The sequence below is a fragment of the Rhodococcus sp. MEB064 genome, assembly GCF_000834565.1.
Taxonomy (GTDB): Bacteria; Actinomycetota; Actinomycetes; order Mycobacteriales; family Mycobacteriaceae; genus Rhodococcoides.
This window is the reverse complement of record NZ_JXQS01000036.1, coordinates 22,026-40,869: the sequence shown is the minus strand read 5'-3', so window position 1 is coordinate 40,869 and position 18,844 is coordinate 22,026. Positions and strand designations below refer to the sequence as shown.

The following is an 18,844-nucleotide window of genomic DNA, read 5'->3' as shown; positions in this document are numbered from 1 at the left end:
AGCGCATGACCGTCGATACCCTGCGTGAACGTCTCCGCGGAAGCACAGTTCTGATCACCGGCGCCAGCTCGGGGCTGGGTGTCGAGTTCGCTCGCCGCTTCGCCACCTACGGGTGCGATCTGGTTCTCGTCGCCCGGCGGTTGGACCGGCTCGAGAAGCTGGCGTCGGAACTGTCGACGCGGCATGCGATCACCGCGACGCCGGTGGCTGCCGATCTGGCGGTTCCCGGTGCCGGGTCTGCTTTGAAGGCATCGCTCAGCCATCAGGGCATCACGGTGCATTCCTTGATCAACAACGCGGGCTTCGGCACACACCAGCCGTTCGTCGACGAGGACCCGGTGACGCTGAGCAACGAGATCGCAGTCAATGTCGGTGCAGTCGTCGATCTCTCGCGGGCGTTCCTGCCCGAGATGCTCCAGCACGGGTCCGGTGTGCTGCTGACTCTGGCGAGCACCGCCGCGTACCAGCCGCTCCCCGGGATGGCGGTCTACGCCGCGACCAAGGCGTTCGTCCTGAGCTTCACCGAAGCGCTGGCCGTGGAGACGCGTGGTACCGGCGTCACGGTCATGGCCGTCTCGCCCGGTCCGACGGAGACGGAGTTCTTCGAGGTTGTCGGCGGGGACGACGCGGCCTTCGGTGCCATGCAGACGGCGACCCAGGTCATCGACACCACGTTCGCGGCTCTCGAATCGAAGCGTCCTCCGGCGTCCGTGGTGTCGGGTGTGAGCAACAAATTGCAGTCCGCCGGCGTGCGGTTGCTTCCTCGCTGGGCAGCGCTGGAAGTGACCGCCCGCATGTTCTCGAAGTGAGGGTCAGCGGCGGGAGAATTCGGACGCGCGCTGGATCTGCTCGCTGCGCAGTGTCACGCCCGTGTAGAGCGTGAACTGAGCGGCAGCCTGGAGGGCAACCACTTCCGCCCCGGTGACGACGGGTTTTCCTGCTGCTCGCGCCGCGACGATCAACGGAGTCTCGCTCGGCACCGCGACGACGTCCATCACCCCGCGTGCCGACGCGATCTGCTCCGTCGAGAACGGGAGGGAGTCCGCGTCGGGTCCGCCGGACATTCCGACGGGAGTGACGTTCACCAGCAGGTCGGCCTCGACCTCGTCGGCTGACCTGGCCCATCGATAGCCATAGCTGTCCGCGAGCGCCGGACCCGTCGTCTCGTTGCGGGCGACGACGGTGCCGTCGGTGTATCCCGAGTCGCGCAGTGCCGCGACGACGGCCTTGGCCATGCCGCCGCTGCCGGTGACGGCCACCGACCAGGACGTGTCGAACGTCGAGCGGGCCACGAGGTCGACGACGGCCTGGTAGTCGGTGTTGTACGCGTGCAGGACACCGTCCTCGTTGACGATGGTGTTGACCGAGTCGATGGCGGACGCGGAATCGTGCATCACGTCGATGTGCTCGATGCAGGCTTCCTTGAACGGCATGGACACACCGCACCCGCGGATGCCGAGCGCGCGGATGCCCGCGACGGCCGCCGGGAGGTCGGTGGTGGTGAAGGCCTTGTAGACGAAGTTCAGGTCGAGCTCGTCGTACAGGTAGTTGTGGAAACGGGTCCCGATGTTGCTGGGCCGCCCGGACAACGACATGCAGAGTTGGGTGTCTTTGGTGAACACGCGCGACATGAACGGAAGCTTACGGATCTAGGAACAGGATTCCGAGACCGTCGCCAACACGTCCCTGTCCGCCGTGGTGATCGGCAGGCCGTATCGCACCGCGACGGTGAGGAAGCGGCCCGCGTAGAAGCAGTGGTAGGCGCCGTTGGGCGGCATCCACTCCGACGGAGTCTTGTCGCTCTTGGACTGGTTCTCCGGCCCCGACACCGCCATCAGGTTGTAGGTGATGTCGTTGGCGAAGCGGATGCGCTGCTCGATCGGCCACTGCCACGCGCCCATGTCCCAGGCGGCGGCCAACGGGTAGGTGTGGTCGATCTGCACCGCGCCGGCGTCCTGCTTGGTGAAAGGGAGCACCGAGCCGGTGAACGGGTCGTTCAACGACCCTGCGACGACGACGCAGTCGTTCGTGCCAGGACGGAACTGGATATCGGTGAGGGCGATCTGCAGCACGTTGTCGCGGGTTCCGCACCCGTCGTGACCACCGGGGCCGTCGTAGTCGTCCGTCCACGCCGGGCCGAAGACGCAGCCGTCGCCCTGCTTGCAGCTGCGTTCGTAGCCGGGGACGTCCGGCCGGGAATCGACCACCGCCGTCTGCGCGAGGAGCGACTCGATCTGCGATGTCGGCGGACTCCCCGGCGCGGGGATCGGTGCGCCCAGCAGTGTCGAGCATCCGGCGGTCAGAACCAGAACGACCACGGCGGCGAGAGCGAATCCGTAGCGACGGATCGGCCCGGTCGTGGAAGTGGTCACGGGAACCGAGTATGCCGGGTGGGTCCGACACGAACGGCACCTCCGTGCACAGGCCGCTCGATGATTGGATGGGGCCATGCTGCACGGCCTCTGGACACCCGGTTCGGGTCTCATGCTGTGGGAAGACGACGTGGCTGCCGGCGGGTCGGACGAGGCGGGCGAGCTTCCCCCGTACCTCGCGAAGATCGTCTCCCGGCGGATGCGGCACCGGGCGAACGTCACGCTGCCCTCGCCCGGCGGTCACACCGTCGTGTCGATGCCGGCCGTGGCGCTGGCCCCGGTCGACGCCGCGGAGGCGTTGTTGAGGGTGCCCACCGACCACCGCGGCATCTCCGGTGATCTCCGCTATCTCGCAGTACTCGCGGCGGGAGTGGAGCGGTGGGTCCGGGCCGGGCGCGTCGTGCCGAGGCAGACGCGTGAGGACTCGCAGTGGTGGACGCGGTGGACGCTCGTCGGCGGTGAGCCGCAACGTGCGTGGCGCGCCGAACTGGCGGCCGCGATGCCCCCGGTGCAGTCGGCGGAGGGCGGGGCGCGCGCGGTCCTCGACGACATCCTCACCGAGATCACCGACCCTGTCGTGCGGCGGGTCATCGGACGCCCCGACGTCGAGCACCCCCTGTTGGTGTCACTGGTGGAGGAGGAGCCGTACGAGGACGGATCGGCCAGATCCGAGGCAGCACTGGAACAATGGCGTGCCAGTCTCCGCAGCGACGAACCCGATCTCCTCCTCCGCCTGACGGAGCCGGAGGACGACGGGGAGGAGAACCCGCTGTGGCCCCTCGAGGTCCTCCTCCGCGCGGAGGGTGAAGCTCCGAGACACGTGGTGCTGCACCGCGGTTCGGGTGCGGTGGAGGGCGGGATCCGCGACGCGGAGTCGTTCCGGGTCGCGGTGGCCAAGCTCGGCGAGGCGATGGCAGCCTACGAGCCGCTCCGCGGAATGGACACCGATCCCGGCTCGCTCGACATGCTGCTCCCGACCGAGGCTGTCACCGACTTCGTCCTGCACGGCGTCGAGAAGCTGCGCGCGGCCTCGGTGGGGGTGCTGTTGCCGCGGGCGTGGAGCGCCCTCGACGCGTCGTTGCGTCTGAAGGTCGACACACCGCCGTCTCCCACGGCGGAGAATCGGGCCGTCGGCCTCGACGAGATCGTCGCGTACGACTGGCAACTCGCGATCGGGGACATGGTGCTGACCCCGGAGGAGATGGCACGCCTGTCGTCCTCCAAGGGTGATCTGGTCCGGTTGCGCGGCAAGTGGGTCCAGGCCGACGGTGCCGTACTCGGTCGTGCCATCGAGTACGTGAAGAAGCAGAACCGGGATCGGTCGTTACCGCTGGCAGCAGTTCTCGGTCAGCTCTCGGCCGAGGTGCCACCGCCCCTGCCCGTCGAGGAGATCGTCGCCACCGGCTGGGCCGAGAAGCTCCTCGACCCGGACAGGCGGCCGGAGCCGGTGGAGGTGCCCGCGTCCGTCGACGCCACGTTGCGGCCCTATCAGCAGCGTGGGGTCGAATGGCTGGCTTTCATGAGCTCCGCCGGACTGGGCGCCGTGTTGGCCGACGACATGGGACTGGGCAAGACGTTGCAGCTGCTCGTCCTGCTCGCGCACGAACGCGTCGGGCGTACGGACGCAGACGGGAGCCCCACGCTTCTCGTCGCTCCGATGTCGGTGGTCGGCAACTGGCAACGGGAGGCGGCGAAGTTCGTTCCCGGCCTGCGGGTGTACGTCCATCACGGGCCCGACCGCGCGTCGGGCGAGGAGTTCGCCGCCGCCGTGCGCCGTCACGATCTGGTGGTGACGACGTATGCGTTGCTGGCGCGGGACGTCGCGGAACTGTCCGCCCAGACCTGGCGCAGGATGGTGCTCGACGAAGCGCAGCACATCAAGAACAGCAACACGGCCCAGGCGCGCGCTGCACGGGCCGTTCCCGCAGCGCACCGCATCGCCCTGACCGGCACGCCGGTGGAGAACCGGCTGGACGAACTCCGCTCGATCTTCGACTTCTGCAATCCCGGCATCCTCGGTAGCGTCTCGACCTTCCGCGCGAGGTTCGCCGTTCCGATCGAGCGCGAGAAGGACGAGGGCGCGGTAGCTCGATTGCGTTCGCTCACATCACCGTTCGTGCTGCGCCGCGTCAAGACCGACAAGACCGTGATAGCCGACCTTCCCGACAAGTTCGAGATGACGGTGCGATCGAACCTGACCTCAGAGCAGGCCGGTCTGTACCAGGCGGTGGTCGACGAGATGATGCGTCAGATCTCCGAGACCGAGGGCATGGCGCGCAAGGGTGCGGTGCTGGGTGCGCTGACGCGGCTCAAGCAGGTGTGCAACCACCCGGCGCACTTCCTGGACGACGGGTCGACGATCCTGCGTCGAGGCAAGCACCGGTCGGGCAAGCTCGCGTTGGTCGACGACATCCTCGACTCGGTGCTGGGCGACGGCGAGAAGGCTTTGCTCTTCACCCAGTTCACGGCGTTCGGGTCGATGGTCGCCCCCTACCTCGAGCGACGGTTCGGTGTCCCGGTGCCGTTCCTGCACGGCGGGGTGAGCAAGGGACGTCGCGACGCGATGGTCGAGCAATTCCAGACTGCCGACGGCCCGCCGATCATGCTGCTCTCCCTCAAGGCGGGCGGGACGGGACTGAACCTGACCGCGGCCAACCACGTCGTGCACCTGGATCGGTGGTGGAATCCCGCCGTGGAGAACCAGGCGACGGATCGCGCGTTCCGTATCGGTCAGCGCAAGGACGTCCAGGTGCGGAAGTTGTTGTGCGTCGGCACGGTCGAGGAACGGATCGACGCGATGCTGACCACGAAGAAGGACTTGGCCGATCTCGCTGTCGGCTCCGGCGAGAGTTGGATCACGGAATTGTCGACGGGTGAGCTGAGGGACCTGCTGACACTGTCCGAGGATGCGGTGGGCGACTAGATGGCGCAGTTCGATCAGTTCGGTCCCCGTCGGCGCATCAGCGACGGCATCTCGGCGAAGACCACGCGCGGTGCCTTCGGTCGGACGTGGTGGGGCAAGCAGTTCGTCGACACCATCGAGTCCATCGCCGACGCCGGACGCCTCGCTCGTGGACGGACGTATGCCCGCGGCGGGCAGGTCATCTCGATGCAGATGCGTGCAGGTCGTATCGACGGCGACGTGCAGGGCAGCCAGGTCGAGCCGTTCTCGGCGTCGGTCACGATCGCCGTTCTCGACCCGTTCGATCTGGACGAACTGGTGTCGGCGGTGCAGGAGTCGCCGGGGATGCTGACCGAGTTGGCGTCGGGGTCCGTTCCGCGCGCGCTGGGCCCGCGACTCCTGCTGTCGAGTGCGTCCCAGCTGGATTTCGACTGTTCGTGCCCCGACAGCGGGTGGCCGTGCAAACACGCTGCTGCGCTGACCTATCTCGCCGCGGAGAAGATCGACGAGGACCCGACGAGGCTGTTGACGCTGCGCGGTATCGACCTCGACGCGCTGATCGGTGTGGTCGAGGAAGCCGAGCAGACGGTCGACCCGGACGACCACTTCGGTGATCGCACGGTGCTCCCGGCGCTGCCCGAGCCGGCGTTCGTCCCTGCCTCGGACGACCTCGAGGCGTCATTGCTACGCATTGCGCTCCGCACGGCCGATGTGGAGGAGAGGGCTGTCCGCTCGGGCATGAACGAGTTGGATGCTCTCTACCGACGGATGGGCGGCACGTAGCGCGTCGACTCTGGACATACATGGACGTCCGACTATAGGATTACCTGACTCAACGACGAAGGTGGATCCGTGACCCGAGAACTCACTCATTACATCGGTGGCAAGCACGTGTCGGGGGAGTCCGGCCGATTCTCCGACGTGTTCGACCCCAACACCGGCGACGTGCAGGCCCGCGTCCCCCTCGCCAGTACGGCGGAGGTCCAGGCAGCGGTGGCGAATGCCGAAGAGGCGCAGGTCGAGTGGGCGCTGCAGAACCCGCAGAAGCGCGCCCGCGTCCTGATGCGCTTTCTCGCGCTCATCAACAAGAACATGGAGCCGCTCGCCCAGCTGCTCTCCTCGGAGCACGGCAAGACCGTCGCCGACGCCAAGGGCGACATTCAGCGCGGACTCGAAGTCGTCGAGTTCGCCACCGGCATCCCGCACCTGCTCAAGGGTGAGTTCACGGCCAGTGCCGGAACGGGTATCGACGTGTACTCGATGCGTCAGCCTCTCGGTGTCGTCTCCGGCATCACCCCGTTCAACTTCCCTGCGATGATCCCGCTGTGGAAGGCCGCGCCCGCCATCGCCTGCGGCAACGCGTTCATCCTCAAGCCGTCCGAGCGAGATCCCTCCGTGCCGCTGCGCCTGGCCGAGCTGTTCCTCGAGGCAGGTGGCCCTCCCGGCATCTTCAACGTCGTCAACGGCGACAAGGAAGCAGTCGACGCGATCCTGACCGACCCCCGCATCAGCGCCGTGGGCTTCGTCGGCTCCACCCCGATCGCGCAGTACATCTACGAGACCGCCGCCGCGCACGGCAAGCGGGCACAGTGCTTCGGTGGCGCCAAGAACCACGCGATCGTCATGCCCGACGCCGATCTCGACGAGGTCGCCGACGCGCTGATCGGTGCCGGCTACGGCAGCGCCGGAGAGCGCTGCATGGCCATCTCCGTCGCCGTACCCGTCGGCGAGGAGACAGCCGAAGCCCTGCGCGCCAAGCTGGTCGAGCGCGTCGAGAAGCTCAGCGTCGGACGCAGCGACGACGCGGGCAGCGACTTCGGACCGCTCATCACGGCCGAGGCCGTCCAGCGCGTCACGGACTACGTGCAGATCGGTGTCGACGAGGGTGCGGACCTGGTGGTCGACGGCCGCGGCTTCTCTCTCGCGGGGCACGAGAACGGGTTCTTCACCGGCGCAACGCTGTTCGACAAGGTGACGACGGACATGCGCATCTACAAGGAGGAGATCTTCGGGCCGGTGCTGCAGATCGTGCGTGCCGACGACTACGAGGAGGCTCTGCGCCTGCCGTCGGCTCACGAGTACGGCAACGGCGTGGCGATCTTCACCCGTGACGGTGACACGGCGCGCGACTTCACCGCGCGGGTAAACGTCGGCATGGTCGGCGTCAACGTTCCCATCCCGGTGCCGATCGCGTACCACACCTTCGGCGGCTGGAAGCGGTCCGGATTCGGCGACCTCAACCAGCACGGTCCGGATTCGGTGCGGTTCTACACCAAGACCAAGACGGTCACCCAGCGGTGGCCCAGCGGCCGCAAGGAAGCTGTGGCGCAGAACCACTTCGTCATCCCGACGATGGACTGACGGTGGCGGACATCTTCGCGCTCGACGAGGACGAGCGCGCGATCAGCGAGACGGCAGCCGATTTCGCCGCGGAGTTCCTCGCTCCGAACGCTGTCGAGTGGGACCGGACCAAGCACTTCCCGGTGGACGTCCTGCGCAAGGCGGCGGCACTGGGCATGGGCGGGATCTACATCGCCGAGGACGTCGGCGGCTCCGGTCTGCGCCGGGTCGACGCCGTGCGGATCTTCGAGAAGCTCGCCGCCGGTGATCCGTCGATCGCCGCGTACCTGTCGATCCACAACATGGTCGCGTGGATGATCGACACGTACGGATCCGACGATCAACGGCGACAGTGGCTTCCGGCCCTGTGCACGATGGACACGCTGGGAAGTTACTGCCTGACCGAGCCCGGCGCCGGGTCGGATGCCGCCGCGTTGTCCACCAAGGCGGTGCGCGACGGCGACACCTATGTCCTGAACGGCGTCAAGCAGTTCATCTCCGGTGCCGGCGAGTCCGGCGTCTACGTCGTCATGGCGCGAACCGGCGGCGCGGGACCCTCCGGGATATCGGCGTTCGTCGTCGAGAAGGACACGCCGGGACTGTCGTTCGGCGCCAACGAGGCCAAGATGGGCTGGAACGCGCAGCCCACCCGCCAGGTGATCCTGGAGGACGTCACGGTGCCGGCCGAGAATCTGCTCGGCGGCGAGGGCAACGGGTTCCGCATCGCGATGAACGGGCTCAACGGCGGCCGCATCAACATCGCGGCCTGCTCGCTGGGCGGCGCGACGGCCGCGTTCGACATCGCGGTCCGCTACCTCGCCGATCGGCGAGCGTTCGGGTCGAGGCTTCTCGACGCACAGGCGTTGCAGTTCAGGCTCGCCGACATGCGCACGGACCTCGAAGCCGCACGTGTCCTCCTGCTGCGTGCGGCCAGTGCGCTCGACGCCGATGCTCCCGACAAGGTGCAGCTGTGCGCCATGGCGAAGAAGTTCACCACCGACGTCGGGTTCACCGTCGCCAACGACGCGCTCCAATTGCTGGGTGGATACGGCTATCTCAGTGAGTACGGTCTGGAGAAGATCGTCCGCGATCTCCGAGTTCATCAGATCCTGGAAGGAACCAACGAGGTCATGCGTATCGTCATCGCTCGATCGGTGGTGGGTGCCGCGTGAGCGACACCGCATCCGAGTCCGACGTTCTCCTCACCGTCGACCGAGGTATCGCCACGGTCACGCTGAACCGCCCCCGCGCCATCAACGCTCTCACTCACGAGATGGTGCGCAGTATCGACGCGGCACTCGTCGAATGGGAGACGGACGCGAGTGTCCGCGCCGTTCTCATCACGGGAAACGGTGAGCGCGGTCTGTGCGCCGGCGGCGACATCGTCGCCATTCACGACGACGCGAAGGCGAAGGCGGGGGAGAACTGGCCGACGGGCTCCGCCACCGCACGGTTCTGGCGGGACGAATACATCATGAACTCCCGCATCAGCCGGTACACCAAACCGATCGTGGCCATCATGGACGGTGCCGTCATGGGAGGCGGTGTCGGGATCTCGGCACACGCATCCGAGCGCATCGTCACCGAGAAGTCGAAGATCGCGATGCCGGAAGTCGGAATCGGCTTCGTGCCCGACGTCGGTGGGACGTATCTGCTCGCCCGCACTCCGGGAGAGATCGGCACACACCTCGCTCTGACCACGGCGCGCATGACGGCCGGTGACGCCATCGCCGCCGGTTTCGCCGACACGTACATCCCGACGGAGTCTCTCGCCGACTTCGTCGAGGCGCTCCACACGGGCACCGTCGACACGGCTCTCTCACTCGCCTCTCCGGCTCCGGAGTCCGCGCTGATCGGGCAACGCTCCTGGATCGACGAGGCCTACCCGGGGGAGGACGCGTCGGCGATCGTGGAGCGTCTTCGCGCGCTGGGTCACGACGACGCGGTGGCGGCGGCCGACGCGATCGAGTCGAAGTCGCCCACCTCCGTCGCCGTCACCCTGCGCTCGCTGCGCCGGGCTGCTGCCGCGTCGTCGCTCGACGAGGTTCTCGACGACGAGTACCGCGTGTCCATCGCGTGCCTCGACAGCCCGGACCTCGTCGAGGGCATAAGGGCGCAGGTGGTGGACAAGGACCGGCAGCCGACGTGGTCACCGACCCGCCTGCAGGACGTGTCCCCGGCCGACGTCGACCGCTTCTTCGCACCCCTCGGTGACGCCGAGCTGGGTCTCGCATCGAAAGGACCATCATCGTGAGCTCGGTCATCGCATTCCTCGGACTCGGTCACATGGGCGGGCCCATGGCCGCCAATCTCGCGGCCGCCGGGCACGACGTCCGCGGGTTCGACCTCGTCCCGGCGTCGTTGGAGCAGGCTCGCGCCATCGGCATCACCGTCGCGTCGTCTGCTGTGGACGCCGTCCAAGGCGCCGCGGTGGTCGTCACGATGCTTCCCAGCGGCAAGCATGTGCTCGACTGCTACGCGGAGGTCGTTCCGGCCGCGCAGGCCGGCACGTTGTTCGTCGACTCCTCGACCATCGACGTCGCGGATGCCCGGTCGGCGGCGGACGCTGCCCGTGCGGGCGGACACCGGGCCGTGGACGCTCCGGTCTCCGGTGGTGTCGGCGGCGCTACGGCCGGAACCCTGACCTTCATGGTCGGGGGCGAGGACACCGACGTCGCCGACGCGAACCCACTGCTCGAGATCATGGGTCGCAAGATCGTGCACTGCGGACAGAGCGGTAACGGCCAAGCCGCCAAGTTGTGCAACAACATGATCCTCGGTGTGTCCATGATCGCGGTGAGCGAGGCGTTCGTCCTCGGCGAGAAGTTGGGCCTGACCAATCAGGCGCTCTTCGATGTCGCCTCCACCGCGTCCGGGCAGTGCTGGGCGCTGACCACCAACTGCCCGGTACCGGGACCCGTACCCACGAGTCCCGCGAACAACGACTACACGCCGGGGTTCGCCGCCGCTCTCATGCGCAAGGATCTCGGGCTGGTCTCGGATGCCGTGCGCGCGAACGGTGTCGAGGCGGAGTTGGGGATGCTCGCGGCGAAGATGTACGACGACTATGCCGCCGAGCACGGTGACAAGGACTTCTCGGGCATCGTGCAGGAGATCCGCGAGCGGTCCGGAGGCACGGCATGAGCGGGACCCCCGAGTACGAGACCATCGAGGTCCGCACGCAGGGGCGCGTCGGCATCATCACGCTGAACCGCCCGAAAGCGCTGAACGCGTTGAACTCTCGGTTGATGACCGAGGTGCTGGCTGCCGCGACGGCATTCGATCGCGACACCGGTATCGGGGCGATCGTGCTGACGGGATCGGAGAAGGCCTTCGCGGCCGGAGCCGACATCAAGGAGATGCAGTCCAAGACCTACATGGAGGTGTACACGACGGACTTCTTCGCGCAGTGGGACGACTTCGCAGCAGTCCGCACACCCACCATCGCGGCCGTCGCCGGATACGCCCTGGGCGGTGGATGTGAACTGGCCATGATGTGCGACATCCTGATCGCCGCCGACACTGCGCAGTTCGGTCAGCCGGAGATCGCGCTCGGTGTCATCCCGGGGATCGGTGGATCGCAACGCCTGACGCGGGCCGTGGGCAAGGCGAAGGCCATGGAGATGTGCTTGACCGGTCGCAAGATGGGAGCCGAGGAAGCCGAACGTGCCGGGCTGGTGTCCCGCATCGTGCCGGCCGCCGACCTGCTCGACGATGCTCTGGCCACGGCCGAGACCATCGCGGCGAAATCTCTTCCCATCGCGATGATGGCGAAGGAGGCGGTGAACCGTGCCTTCGAATCGACTTTGGCGGAGGGAGTGCGGTTCGAGCGCCGTCTGTTCCACTCCACGTTCGCCACGGAGGATCAGACCGAAGGCATGACCGCCTTCACCGAGAAGCGTCAACCGGAGTTCCGGCACCGCTGAGTGCCATCAGCCGACGATCCGGTGCAGAATCCCTCGCTCAGCGACGGTTTTCGCACCGGATCGTCGTGCGTCACCAGCCCGATGCGCCCTCGTCGTCGAAGTCGCCTGCGCGCCGTCGTATCCCGGCGAGGATGGAGACGAGCTTGTCCAGGTCCGCGCCATCGGCACCGGGCAGTCCGAACACACGGTCGTTGAGGTCCTCGGTGGCGGCCACCGCGAGAGTTCTTCCGGTGTCGGTGATCTCGACCAGCGTGGTGCGGCGGTCGGTGGGGTGAGGCACGCGCCGGACCAGGCCTGCCTTTTCGAGTCGGTCCACGGCATTGGTCACCGAGGTGGGGTGAACCTGCAGCCGCGCACTGGCTTTCGCCATCGGCAGCGCGCCCGTCTTGGTGAACGTGAGGAGCGTCAGCAGTTCGTAGCGCGCGAAGGTGAGACCGGTGGGCTTGAGCACTTCCTCGACGCGGGCCATCATGATCTGCTGCACCCGCATGATCGAGGTGACCGCAGCCATCCCGTCCGCTGCGTCCGCCCATCCGTGTCGGAGCCACTGACGGTGAGCCTCCGCGATCGGGTCCAGCGGGAGCTTGGGTGCTGACGACATGACGTGATCTTCCCACGTCGGGGGCCTCGAGCGCCGACAGCGTGCGGGTGCCGTCGAACCACGTCCGTCACATCAGCATCATGCGACACTTTGGTATCAATGCAGTCTCGACTACCGTGACCTGACGATTCTCGTGGTCGAATCGGACCAGGCGGTTCCCCCAACCCCGCATCTGCCCCCCCAGTTCGAGGAGTACCCCATGCGTTCATCACGTCGGTCGATCGCCGTCATGGCCATCGCCTGCGCCGGAGCCCTCGTGTTCCCGGCCGTTGCATCCGCTGAACCGCTCGCCCCTGCAGCCGACCCGCTGCAGCAGGCCCTGTCCACGCTCGAAGGCTCCGCCGCTCCGGGTGATGCCGCGCTCGCGGCCGCCAGGGCCGTCGCCGGTGCTGCGCCCAGCGTCGACGTCGCGGAACCGGCCGGTACCGACCCCCTGGCCCTGCTGAACGCCGCGAACGGTCTTCTCAGCGGATTCGGCCTGACCCCGTTCTTCTACCCGACGGCTGCCATCAACTGCTCGGCGCTGCCGGGCGCACCGCTGGGCATCGTTCCCGCTGTGGCCGGCGCTGCTCCCGGGCCCTACACCCCGAAGGTTCCGGGTGTCAGCATCCCGTCCCTCCCCGGCATCGACACCACGATCGCCGATCCCGGCGAGACGCTGTACGCCTTCGTCCCCGCACCGGGCGGCATCGTCAACGACGGCGCCGACAAGTCCGGCATGCAGGTGGCGTGGTTCAACGTGAACTCCCTGAAGGGCGGGTTCGCGGACATGGGCGGGCTCACCGACGTGATCCTCTCCGAGATCATCGAGCCGCTCGGCGAACCGTTCAAGACCATCGGCCGTGACCTGCTGAACAACAACCTCTCCAAGTTCCCCAACGCCGGCGTGCGCCTCGCGCCCGTCGCGACGGGTTCCGGCACCGTGCTCTCCGCGGTCTTCGGGCAGGTGTCCCACGACGGCAAGACCTGCGCCTTCTTCCCCACCGTGGGGCTGACGCAGGTTCCCTGACATCCGACGCGCGAGCGGACGGGCATCGACCACTGCGGTCGGTGCCCGTTCTGCGTTACCGTCCCGTGGATGACTCGCGACTGGACGGCGGACGGCATCTCCGGGGTGATCCACGATCCGGTGGGGACTGTCGTCGCGACGGCAGTGCTGGCGCACGGGGCCGGAAGCACTTGTGACGCAGCGATTCTCGTGCACGTGGCCACCGAGCTGGCGGAACGCGGCATTCGAGTCGCCCGCATCGATCTCCCGTTCCGGCAGGCCCGGCCCAAGGGTCCTCCGAACCGGGCGGGCGCGGCGGCCGACCGCGCCGGAATCGCTGCCGCGGTGACCGCGATGCGATCCGATGTCCCGATGATCGTGGGAGGGCACTCGTACGGGGGACGGCAGGCCTCGATGCTCGTCGCCGAGGAACCTCGGATCGCCGACGGGCTTCTGGCGCTGTCCTATCCGCTGCATCCACCGAAGAAGCCGGAGACGCTGCGCACCGAGCACTTTCCGGACATCCGGGTGCCGACGGTCGTGGTGCACGGCTCGCGGGACACCTTCGCCACCGGCGAGGAAATGGCGGAGCACACTGCGCTCATCGGCGCTCCCGTGACCGTCGTGACGATCGAGGGGGCCGGACACGATCTGGCTCCGACCAGGAAGCCGACGGCCCGCCGTGCGGCGGATGCGGTGATGCAGATGCTCGCGGATCGCGAGTGATGGTGCCCCCGGCAGGATTCGAACCTGCGGCCTTCCGCTCCGGAGGCGGACGCTCTATCCCCTGAGCTACGGGGGCGCACCGGAAGAATTCCGGCGTGCCGTTCGGGCGGACCCAAGAGTAGCGCATGCCCGGATCAGAGCGGCGCAGCGCCCTTCTCCGTGAGCATCTGCGTCATCAACTGCGCCTCGGACGTCTGGGTGTTCACCATCGTCCGAGCCAGGTTCCGCACGGCGGGTGTCTCGGCATGGACCTCGCCGTACTGCATCATCGTCAGCCCACCCTGGTGATGACGAAGCATCAACTGCAGGAACAGGACGTCGAGCGCAGGTCCCGACGCGGCGCGGAGGTCCGTCATGTCCTGAGTGGAGGCCATTCCCGGCATCGTCTGCACCGGCCCGGTCATCGACGATCCGCCCATGCCGGACATCGAGTGCCCGCCGTCGTCCGTCATCCAGCCCATGTAGCCACCGGTAGGAAGCGGAGCGGCATCCCAGAGCGCCAGCCATCCCTGCATCTGCCCGGCCTGGTTCTGCTGCGTGGTCAGGATGTCGTACGCCAGGTTCTTCACCAGGGGGTCGGACGCCCCGCTGAGCGCGATGGTGGCCATCTCGATGGCCTGGTTGTGGTGCACGGTCATGTCCTGTGAGAAGCCGACGTCGACGGAGTCCGCACCCGGGTTCGGCGCGGCGTCGTCACGAAGGGGTGTCTGCGCGAGGAAGCCGATGGCGAATCCCACCACCAGGAGCGCGACCGCCCCGAGTACCAGGAGGGCGGAGCGTTGGCTCCGCTGCCCGGGTGGTGCGTCCTGCGTCGCCGTCGTGGTCACGGTGTGGGGACCGTCCCGCTGGGCAGCTGCACGTCACTGGGCAGCTGCAGGCCGCTGGGCAGCTGATCCGTGCCGGTGATCTCGGACGTGTCGGGCGCTATGCCCTCACCGCTCATCGGGACTGCGTCCGCGCCGGGAGCCGACGGGTCGAAGGGCGGCGGGTTGTCGGGATCGAACGTCTCGGGCGTCGTCGAGCAGCTTGCGCCGACCTCGGGGTACGCGTACCGGTTCAGGCGCAGGGCTGAGATGAACTGGTCGATGCGCGGGTCGTCGACACTGTCCAGCTTCAGCTGGTGGCCCCACGACTGCAGGGAGATGGGGGAGTCGAGGCCGGGGTACGCGGACATCAGCATGTACTGCTGGTTCTCGACCTTGGCCGACAACGTCGCGATCTGATCCTCGCTGAGCTCGTCCGGGTTGTAGGCGATCCACACGGCGCCGTGCTCGAGCGAGTGCACGGCGTTCTCGGCGCGCAGCCCGTCGGGGTACACGGTGCCCATGCAATTGGCCCAGACCTGGTCGTGCGGTCCACCGAAGGGCGGTGACTGGTCGTACGCGACGCGCTGCGCACCCGTGACGTGCAGAGCAGCGGGGTAGTCCTGCTTGACGACGCCGTCGATACCGGTCGAGGGATCCTGGTTCTGCTCCGTCGGCGCGAACTTCTGCGCTTCCGCACGGTCCTGGTACTTGGGCACCAGGTTCCAGGCCAGGGCGCCGATCAGCGCGACGACCACGACGGTCGCCGCGATCGTGAGCCACGGAATCTGACGACGCTTGCCCGACCCCACACTGGAGGGAACGCCACCCTTGTTCCGGGTGCCGGTCTTGCTGGCAGCCTTGATGGCCTTGGCTGACTTTCCAGATTTCTTGTCGGAACCGCTTGGCATGGTCGGAGCGCTCTTTCGATCGAGGAATGAGTGGCACGTACTCGAGGCAGCACCACTGTACGGAGCGAGTCTGAGCGTGCGCTGATGCGCACCGCGGACGACCAGTGGTGACCGCGGTCGGGCCGCGGTGTGGCGAGACCATAGGATAAGGCCCCGTGACTCCCGCCGATCTCGCCGAACTGCTGCGTGCTACCGCGGCGACCGTGCTCACCGAGCACGGACTCGACCCTGCCGTGCTGCCCGAGACCGTCACGCTCGACCGTCCGCGTAACCCGGAACACGGCGACTACGCCAGCAACGTGGCGATGCAGGTGGCCAAGAAAGCCGGTGTGAGCCCCCGCGATCTGGCCGGCTGGCTCGCCGAGGCCCTCGCTGCTGCCGACGCGGTCGACGAGGTCGATGTCGCCGGCCCCGGCTTCCTCAACATCCGACTCGCGAAGTCCGCGCAGGGTGCCATCGTCGAGCGCGTCCAGCGCGAAGGTGTGCACTACGGCTGGTCCGACGACCTCACGGGCACCTCGATCAACCTCGAGTTCGTCTCGGCCAACCCCACCGGTCCCGTGCACCTGGGCGGTACCCGGTGGGCTGCGGTCGGCGATGCGCTCGGACGCATCCTCACCTCGCGCGGCGCAGCCGTCACGCGGGAGTACTACTTCAACGATCACGGCGCGCAGATCGACCGGTTCGCACGCTCTCTCGTCGCCTCCGCCTCGGGACAGCCGGCGCCGGAGGACGGGTACGCGGGGGAGTACATCGCCGAGATCGCCGCAACCGTCCTCGCGCAGCGTCCGGACGTCATGGATCTGCCCGACGACGAGCGGCAGGAAGTGTTCCGCGCCATCGGGGTCGACGCAATGTTCACGAAGATCAAGTCGGATCTGCACGACTTCGGTACCGACTTCGACGTGTACTTCCACGAGAACTCGCTCTTCGAGTCCGGCGCCGTCGACCGCGCCGTGGAGACGCTCAAGAGTTCCGGCAACCTGTACGAGAAGGACGGAGCCTGGTGGCTCCGCAGTACCGAGTACGGGGACGACAAGGACCGCGTCGTCGTCAAGAGCGACGGGAACGCGGCGTACATCGCAGGTGACATCGCGTACTTCCAGGACAAGCGCTCGCGCGGGTTCGACCTCTGCATCTACATGCTCGGCGCCGACCACCACGGCTACATCGGTCGCCTGAAGGCCGCCGCTGCCGCCTTCGGCGACGACCCGGCGACGGTCGAGGTTCTCATCGGTCAGATGGTCAACCTCGTGCGCGACGGTGTCGCCGTCAAGATGAGCAAGCGCGCCGGCACGGTGATCACGCTCGACGATCTCATCGACGCCATCGGTATCGACGCCGCGCGGTATGTCATGGTCCGCTCGTCGGTGGATTCGTCCATCGACATCGACCTCGCCCTGTGGGCGAGCAGGAGCAACGACAACCCGGTCTACTACGTGCAGTACGCGCACGCCCGGTTGTGTTCTCTCGCACGCGGCGCCGAGGAACTCGGTGTCTCCGCCGACAACCCGGACTTCTCGTTGCTGACCCATGCCGCCGAAGGTGATCTCATCCGCACCATCGGAGAGTTCCCCCGCGTCGTCGCCAGCGCCGCAGCTCTGCGGGAGCCGCACCGCATCGCGCGGTACGCCGAGGAACTGGCGGGCGCGTACCACCGCTTCTACGGCGCATGCCGTGTCCTGCCCCGAGGAGACGAGGAACCGATGCCCGTCCACACCGCCCGCCTCGCCGTCGGCGACGCCACCCGCCAGGTCCTGGCCAACGGCCTCGCCATGCTCGGCGTCAGCGCACCGGAGAAGATGTGAGCGCGCATCCCGCCGGCCCGCGTCACGCGGAGCCGGCCACCGGATCCGGAACTCCCGAACGTCCCGCGAACGCAGCCGGTATGACCGACCTGCATCCGAAGGTGTTCCCTCGCAATGCTGTTCGTGGTGACGACGGTGTGGTGACGCTCGCGGGAGTGTCGGTGACGGAGCTGGCCGAGACGTACGGCACCCCGTTGTTCGTCATCGACGAGGACGACTTCCGGTCGCGGTGCCGCGAAATGGCCGAGGCCTTCGGTGCACCCGAGCGCGTGCACTACGCGTCGAAAGCGTTCCTGTGCGGGGAGATCGCCCGGTGGGTCGCCGACGAGGGTCTCTCGCTCGACGTGTGTTCCGGTGGTGAACTCGCGATCGCTCTGAACGCAGGTTTCCCGGCCGATCGAATTGCCATGCACGGCAACAACAAGTCCCGCGCCGAGCTCGACGCCGGAGTTCGCGCCGGGGTGGAGCACGTGGTGCTCGACTCCATGATCGAGATCGACCGGCTCGACGAGATCGCGGGCGCCGCGGGCACCGTGCAGGACGTGTTGATCCGCATCACCGTCGGCGTCGAGGCGCACACGCACGAGTTCATCGCCACCGCTCACGAGGACCAGAAGTTCGGCTTCTCGCTCTCCGACGGCAGTGCACTGCGCGCCGTGGCACGGGTGTTCGAGACGGACAATCTGCGACTGGTCGGACTGCACTCGCACATCGGTTCCCAGATCTTCGAGGTCGACGGTTTCGAGCTGGCGGCGCATCGCGTGATCGGTCTCCTCCGAGACATCAAGGCGGAGTTCGGACCTGAGAAGACGTCGCAGATCACGGTGGTCGACCTCGGTGGCGGCATGGGAATCCACTACGTGCCGGGCGACAATCCGCCGCCGGTGGATCAGCTCGCCGCGAAGCTCACCCACATCGTCGAGACCGAATCCGCTGCTGCCGGTATCGCCACTCCGACACTGGCTGTCGAGCCCGGCCGCGCCATCGCCGGCCCCGGAGCGGTCACGCTGTACGAGGTCGGCACCGTCAAGGACGTCACGGTCGACTCGAACCGCACCCGTCGCTACATCAGCGTCGACGGCGGTATGAGCGACAACATCCGTACCTCGCTGTACCAGGCCGAGTACGTCGGACTGCTTGCCTCGCGTACGTCCGAAGCTTCCCCAGTTCTGGCTCGAATCGTCGGAAAGCACTGCGAGAGCGGCGATATCGTCATCCGCGACACGTGGCAGCCCGAGGACCTCGGTCCCGGCGACCTGTTCGCTGTCGGTGCCACCGGCGCGTACTGCTACTCGATGTCCTCGCGGTACAACCTCTTGCCTCGTCCGGCCGTCGTCGCCGTGCGGGATGGCGAAGCACGCCTCGTGCTCCGCCGCGAAACGTTCGACGACCTGCTCAGCTTGGAGGTAGACCGGTGACCGCACCAGAAGCGACACAGTCCACGGATTCGACACAGGCCACGGGGGC

General features: G+C 67.5%; 17 protein-coding genes and 1 tRNA gene. 12 read left to right on the top strand and 6 right to left on the bottom strand.

Annotated features, from left to right (window positions below; all coding sequences use genetic code 11):
• The first annotated feature begins 5 nt into the window (after positions 1–5).
• Positions 6–809: an SDR family NAD(P)-dependent oxidoreductase gene (locus RU01_RS15825; RefSeq protein ID WP_042575526.1), complete on the top strand. Its 804-nt coding sequence runs from the start codon at positions 6–8 to the stop codon at positions 807–809.
• A gap of 3 nt (positions 810–812) precedes the next feature.
• On the opposite strand, the gene RU01_RS15820 is transcribed toward RU01_RS15825, so the two are convergent.
• Positions 813–1,631 (bottom strand): shikimate 5-dehydrogenase, encoded by an 819-nt coding sequence (locus RU01_RS15820; RefSeq protein WP_042575525.1) that lies wholly within the window; start codon positions 1,629–1,631, stop codon positions 813–815.
• An 18-nt stretch (positions 1,632–1,649) separates the two neighbouring features.
• Complete coding sequence (locus RU01_RS15815) at positions 1,650–2,372, bottom strand: HNH endonuclease family protein (protein ID WP_442970539.1); 723 nt, start codon at positions 2,370–2,372, stop codon at positions 1,650–1,652.
• A 76-nt stretch (positions 2,373–2,448) separates the two neighbouring features.
• Between RU01_RS15815 and RU01_RS15810 the strand changes: the two genes are divergently transcribed.
• The 7 genes from RU01_RS15810 (at position 2,449) to RU01_RS15780 (ending at position 11,540) form a co-directional block, all read left to right on the top strand.
• The gene (locus tag RU01_RS15810) at positions 2,449–5,295 is read left to right on the top strand and encodes a DEAD/DEAH box helicase (RefSeq protein ID WP_042575524.1); all 2,847 of its coding nucleotides are present in this window, start codon (positions 2,449–2,451) and stop codon (positions 5,293–5,295) included.
• Positions 5,296–6,057: an SWIM zinc finger family protein gene (locus RU01_RS15805; protein ID WP_042575523.1), complete on the top strand. Its 762-nt coding sequence runs from the start codon at positions 5,296–5,298 to the stop codon at positions 6,055–6,057. It abuts the gene before it with no gap.
• 69 nt (positions 6,058–6,126) lie between these two features.
• Positions 6,127–7,635, top strand: coding sequence for a CoA-acylating methylmalonate-semialdehyde dehydrogenase (locus RU01_RS15800; RefSeq protein ID WP_042575522.1), 1,509 nt, complete (start codon positions 6,127–6,129; stop codon positions 7,633–7,635).
• Between the two features lie 11 nt (positions 7,636–7,646).
• A complete protein-coding gene (locus tag RU01_RS15795; RefSeq protein WP_042575625.1) occupies positions 7,647–8,786 on the top strand; it encodes an acyl-CoA dehydrogenase family protein in 1,140 nt (379 codons plus the stop codon).
• Complete coding sequence (locus tag RU01_RS15790; RefSeq protein WP_042575521.1) at positions 8,783–9,868, top strand: enoyl-CoA hydratase/isomerase family protein; 1,086 nt, start codon at positions 8,783–8,785, stop codon at positions 9,866–9,868. The genes RU01_RS15795 and RU01_RS15790 overlap by 4 nt, the downstream gene beginning before the upstream one ends.
• Positions 9,862–10,758, top strand: coding sequence for a 3-hydroxyisobutyrate dehydrogenase (mmsB, locus tag RU01_RS15785; protein WP_442970543.1), 897 nt, complete (start codon positions 9,862–9,864; stop codon positions 10,756–10,758). The genes RU01_RS15790 and mmsB overlap by 7 nt, the downstream gene beginning before the upstream one ends.
• Positions 10,755–11,540: an enoyl-CoA hydratase gene (locus RU01_RS15780; RefSeq protein WP_042575520.1), complete on the top strand. Its 786-nt coding sequence runs from the start codon at positions 10,755–10,757 to the stop codon at positions 11,538–11,540. Before mmsB ends, RU01_RS15780 begins: the two co-directional genes overlap by 4 nt.
• 70 nt (positions 11,541–11,610) lie before the next feature.
• Here the strand turns inward: RU01_RS15780 and RU01_RS15775 are convergent, their stop codons facing one another.
• Entirely contained in the window at positions 11,611–12,141 is a 531-nt protein-coding gene (locus tag RU01_RS15775; protein WP_042575519.1) for a MarR family winged helix-turn-helix transcriptional regulator, read from the bottom strand.
• A gap of 199 nt (positions 12,142–12,340) precedes the next feature.
• Between RU01_RS15775 and RU01_RS15770 the strand changes: the two genes are divergently transcribed.
• Both RU01_RS15770 and RU01_RS15765 read left to right on the top strand, forming a co-directional pair.
• Positions 12,341–13,150: a hypothetical protein gene (locus RU01_RS15770; protein WP_042575623.1), complete on the top strand. Its 810-nt coding sequence runs from the start codon at positions 12,341–12,343 to the stop codon at positions 13,148–13,150.
• A gap of 69 nt (positions 13,151–13,219) precedes the next feature.
• Positions 13,220–13,855: an alpha/beta hydrolase family protein gene (locus RU01_RS15765; protein ID WP_042575518.1), complete on the top strand. Its 636-nt coding sequence runs from the start codon at positions 13,220–13,222 to the stop codon at positions 13,853–13,855.
• On the opposite strand, the gene RU01_RS15760 is transcribed toward RU01_RS15765, so the two are convergent.
• The 3 genes from RU01_RS15760 to RU01_RS15750 form a co-directional block, all read right to left on the bottom strand.
• A tRNA-Arg gene (locus RU01_RS15760) sits at positions 13,856–13,931 on the bottom strand. It abuts the gene before it with no gap.
• 58 nt (positions 13,932–13,989) lie between these two features.
• Complete coding sequence (locus tag RU01_RS15755) at positions 13,990–14,682, bottom strand: DUF305 domain-containing protein (RefSeq protein WP_042575517.1); 693 nt, start codon at positions 14,680–14,682, stop codon at positions 13,990–13,992.
• The gene (locus RU01_RS15750; RefSeq protein WP_042575516.1) at positions 14,679–15,569 is read right to left on the bottom strand and encodes a DUF3105 domain-containing protein; all 891 of its coding nucleotides are present in this window, start codon (positions 15,567–15,569) and stop codon (positions 14,679–14,681) included. The genes RU01_RS15755 and RU01_RS15750 overlap by 4 nt, the downstream gene beginning before the upstream one ends.
• Positions 15,570–15,724: 155 nt before the next feature.
• Here RU01_RS15750 and argS point away from each other — a divergent pair, with 155 nt between their 5' ends.
• The gene (gene argS / locus RU01_RS15745; RefSeq protein WP_042575515.1) at positions 15,725–17,377 is read left to right on the top strand and encodes an arginine--tRNA ligase; all 1,653 of its coding nucleotides are present in this window, start codon (positions 15,725–15,727) and stop codon (positions 17,375–17,377) included.
• Entirely contained in the window at positions 17,374–18,795 is a 1,422-nt protein-coding gene (lysA, locus tag RU01_RS15740; RefSeq protein ID WP_042575514.1) for a diaminopimelate decarboxylase, read from the top strand. The genes argS and lysA overlap by 4 nt, the downstream gene beginning before the upstream one ends.
• The last annotated feature ends 49 nt before the right edge of the window (positions 18,796–18,844 follow it).

What these genes read in the sequence shown, in the direction of transcription:
- RU01_RS15810 (WP_042575524.1), top strand. Translation starts at nt 2,449, where the DNA reads ATGCTGCACGGCCTCTGGACACCCGGTTCGGGTCTCATGCTGTGGGAA.
- RU01_RS15770 (WP_042575623.1), top strand. Translation starts at nt 12,341, where the DNA reads ATGCGTTCATCACGTCGGTCGATCGCCGTCATGGCCATCGCCTGCGCC.
- RU01_RS15750 (WP_042575516.1), bottom strand. Translation starts at nt 15,569, where the DNA reads ATGCCAAGCGGTTCCGACAAGAAATCTGGAAAGTCAGCCAAGGCCATC.
- RU01_RS15820 (WP_042575525.1), bottom strand. Translation starts at nt 1,631, where the DNA reads ATGTCGCGCGTGTTCACCAAAGACACCCAACTCTGCATGTCGTTGTCC.
- RU01_RS15775 (WP_042575519.1), bottom strand. Translation starts at nt 12,141, where the DNA reads ATGTCGTCAGCACCCAAGCTCCCGCTGGACCCGATCGCGGAGGCTCAC.
- RU01_RS15825 (WP_042575526.1), top strand. Translation starts at nt 6, where the DNA reads ATGACCGTCGATACCCTGCGTGAACGTCTCCGCGGAAGCACAGTTCTG.
- RU01_RS15765 (WP_042575518.1), top strand. Translation starts at nt 13,220, where the DNA reads ATGACTCGCGACTGGACGGCGGACGGCATCTCCGGGGTGATCCACGAT.
- RU01_RS15780 (WP_042575520.1), top strand. Translation starts at nt 10,755, where the DNA reads ATGAGCGGGACCCCCGAGTACGAGACCATCGAGGTCCGCACGCAGGGG.
- RU01_RS15805 (WP_042575523.1), top strand. Translation starts at nt 5,296, where the DNA reads ATGGCGCAGTTCGATCAGTTCGGTCCCCGTCGGCGCATCAGCGACGGC.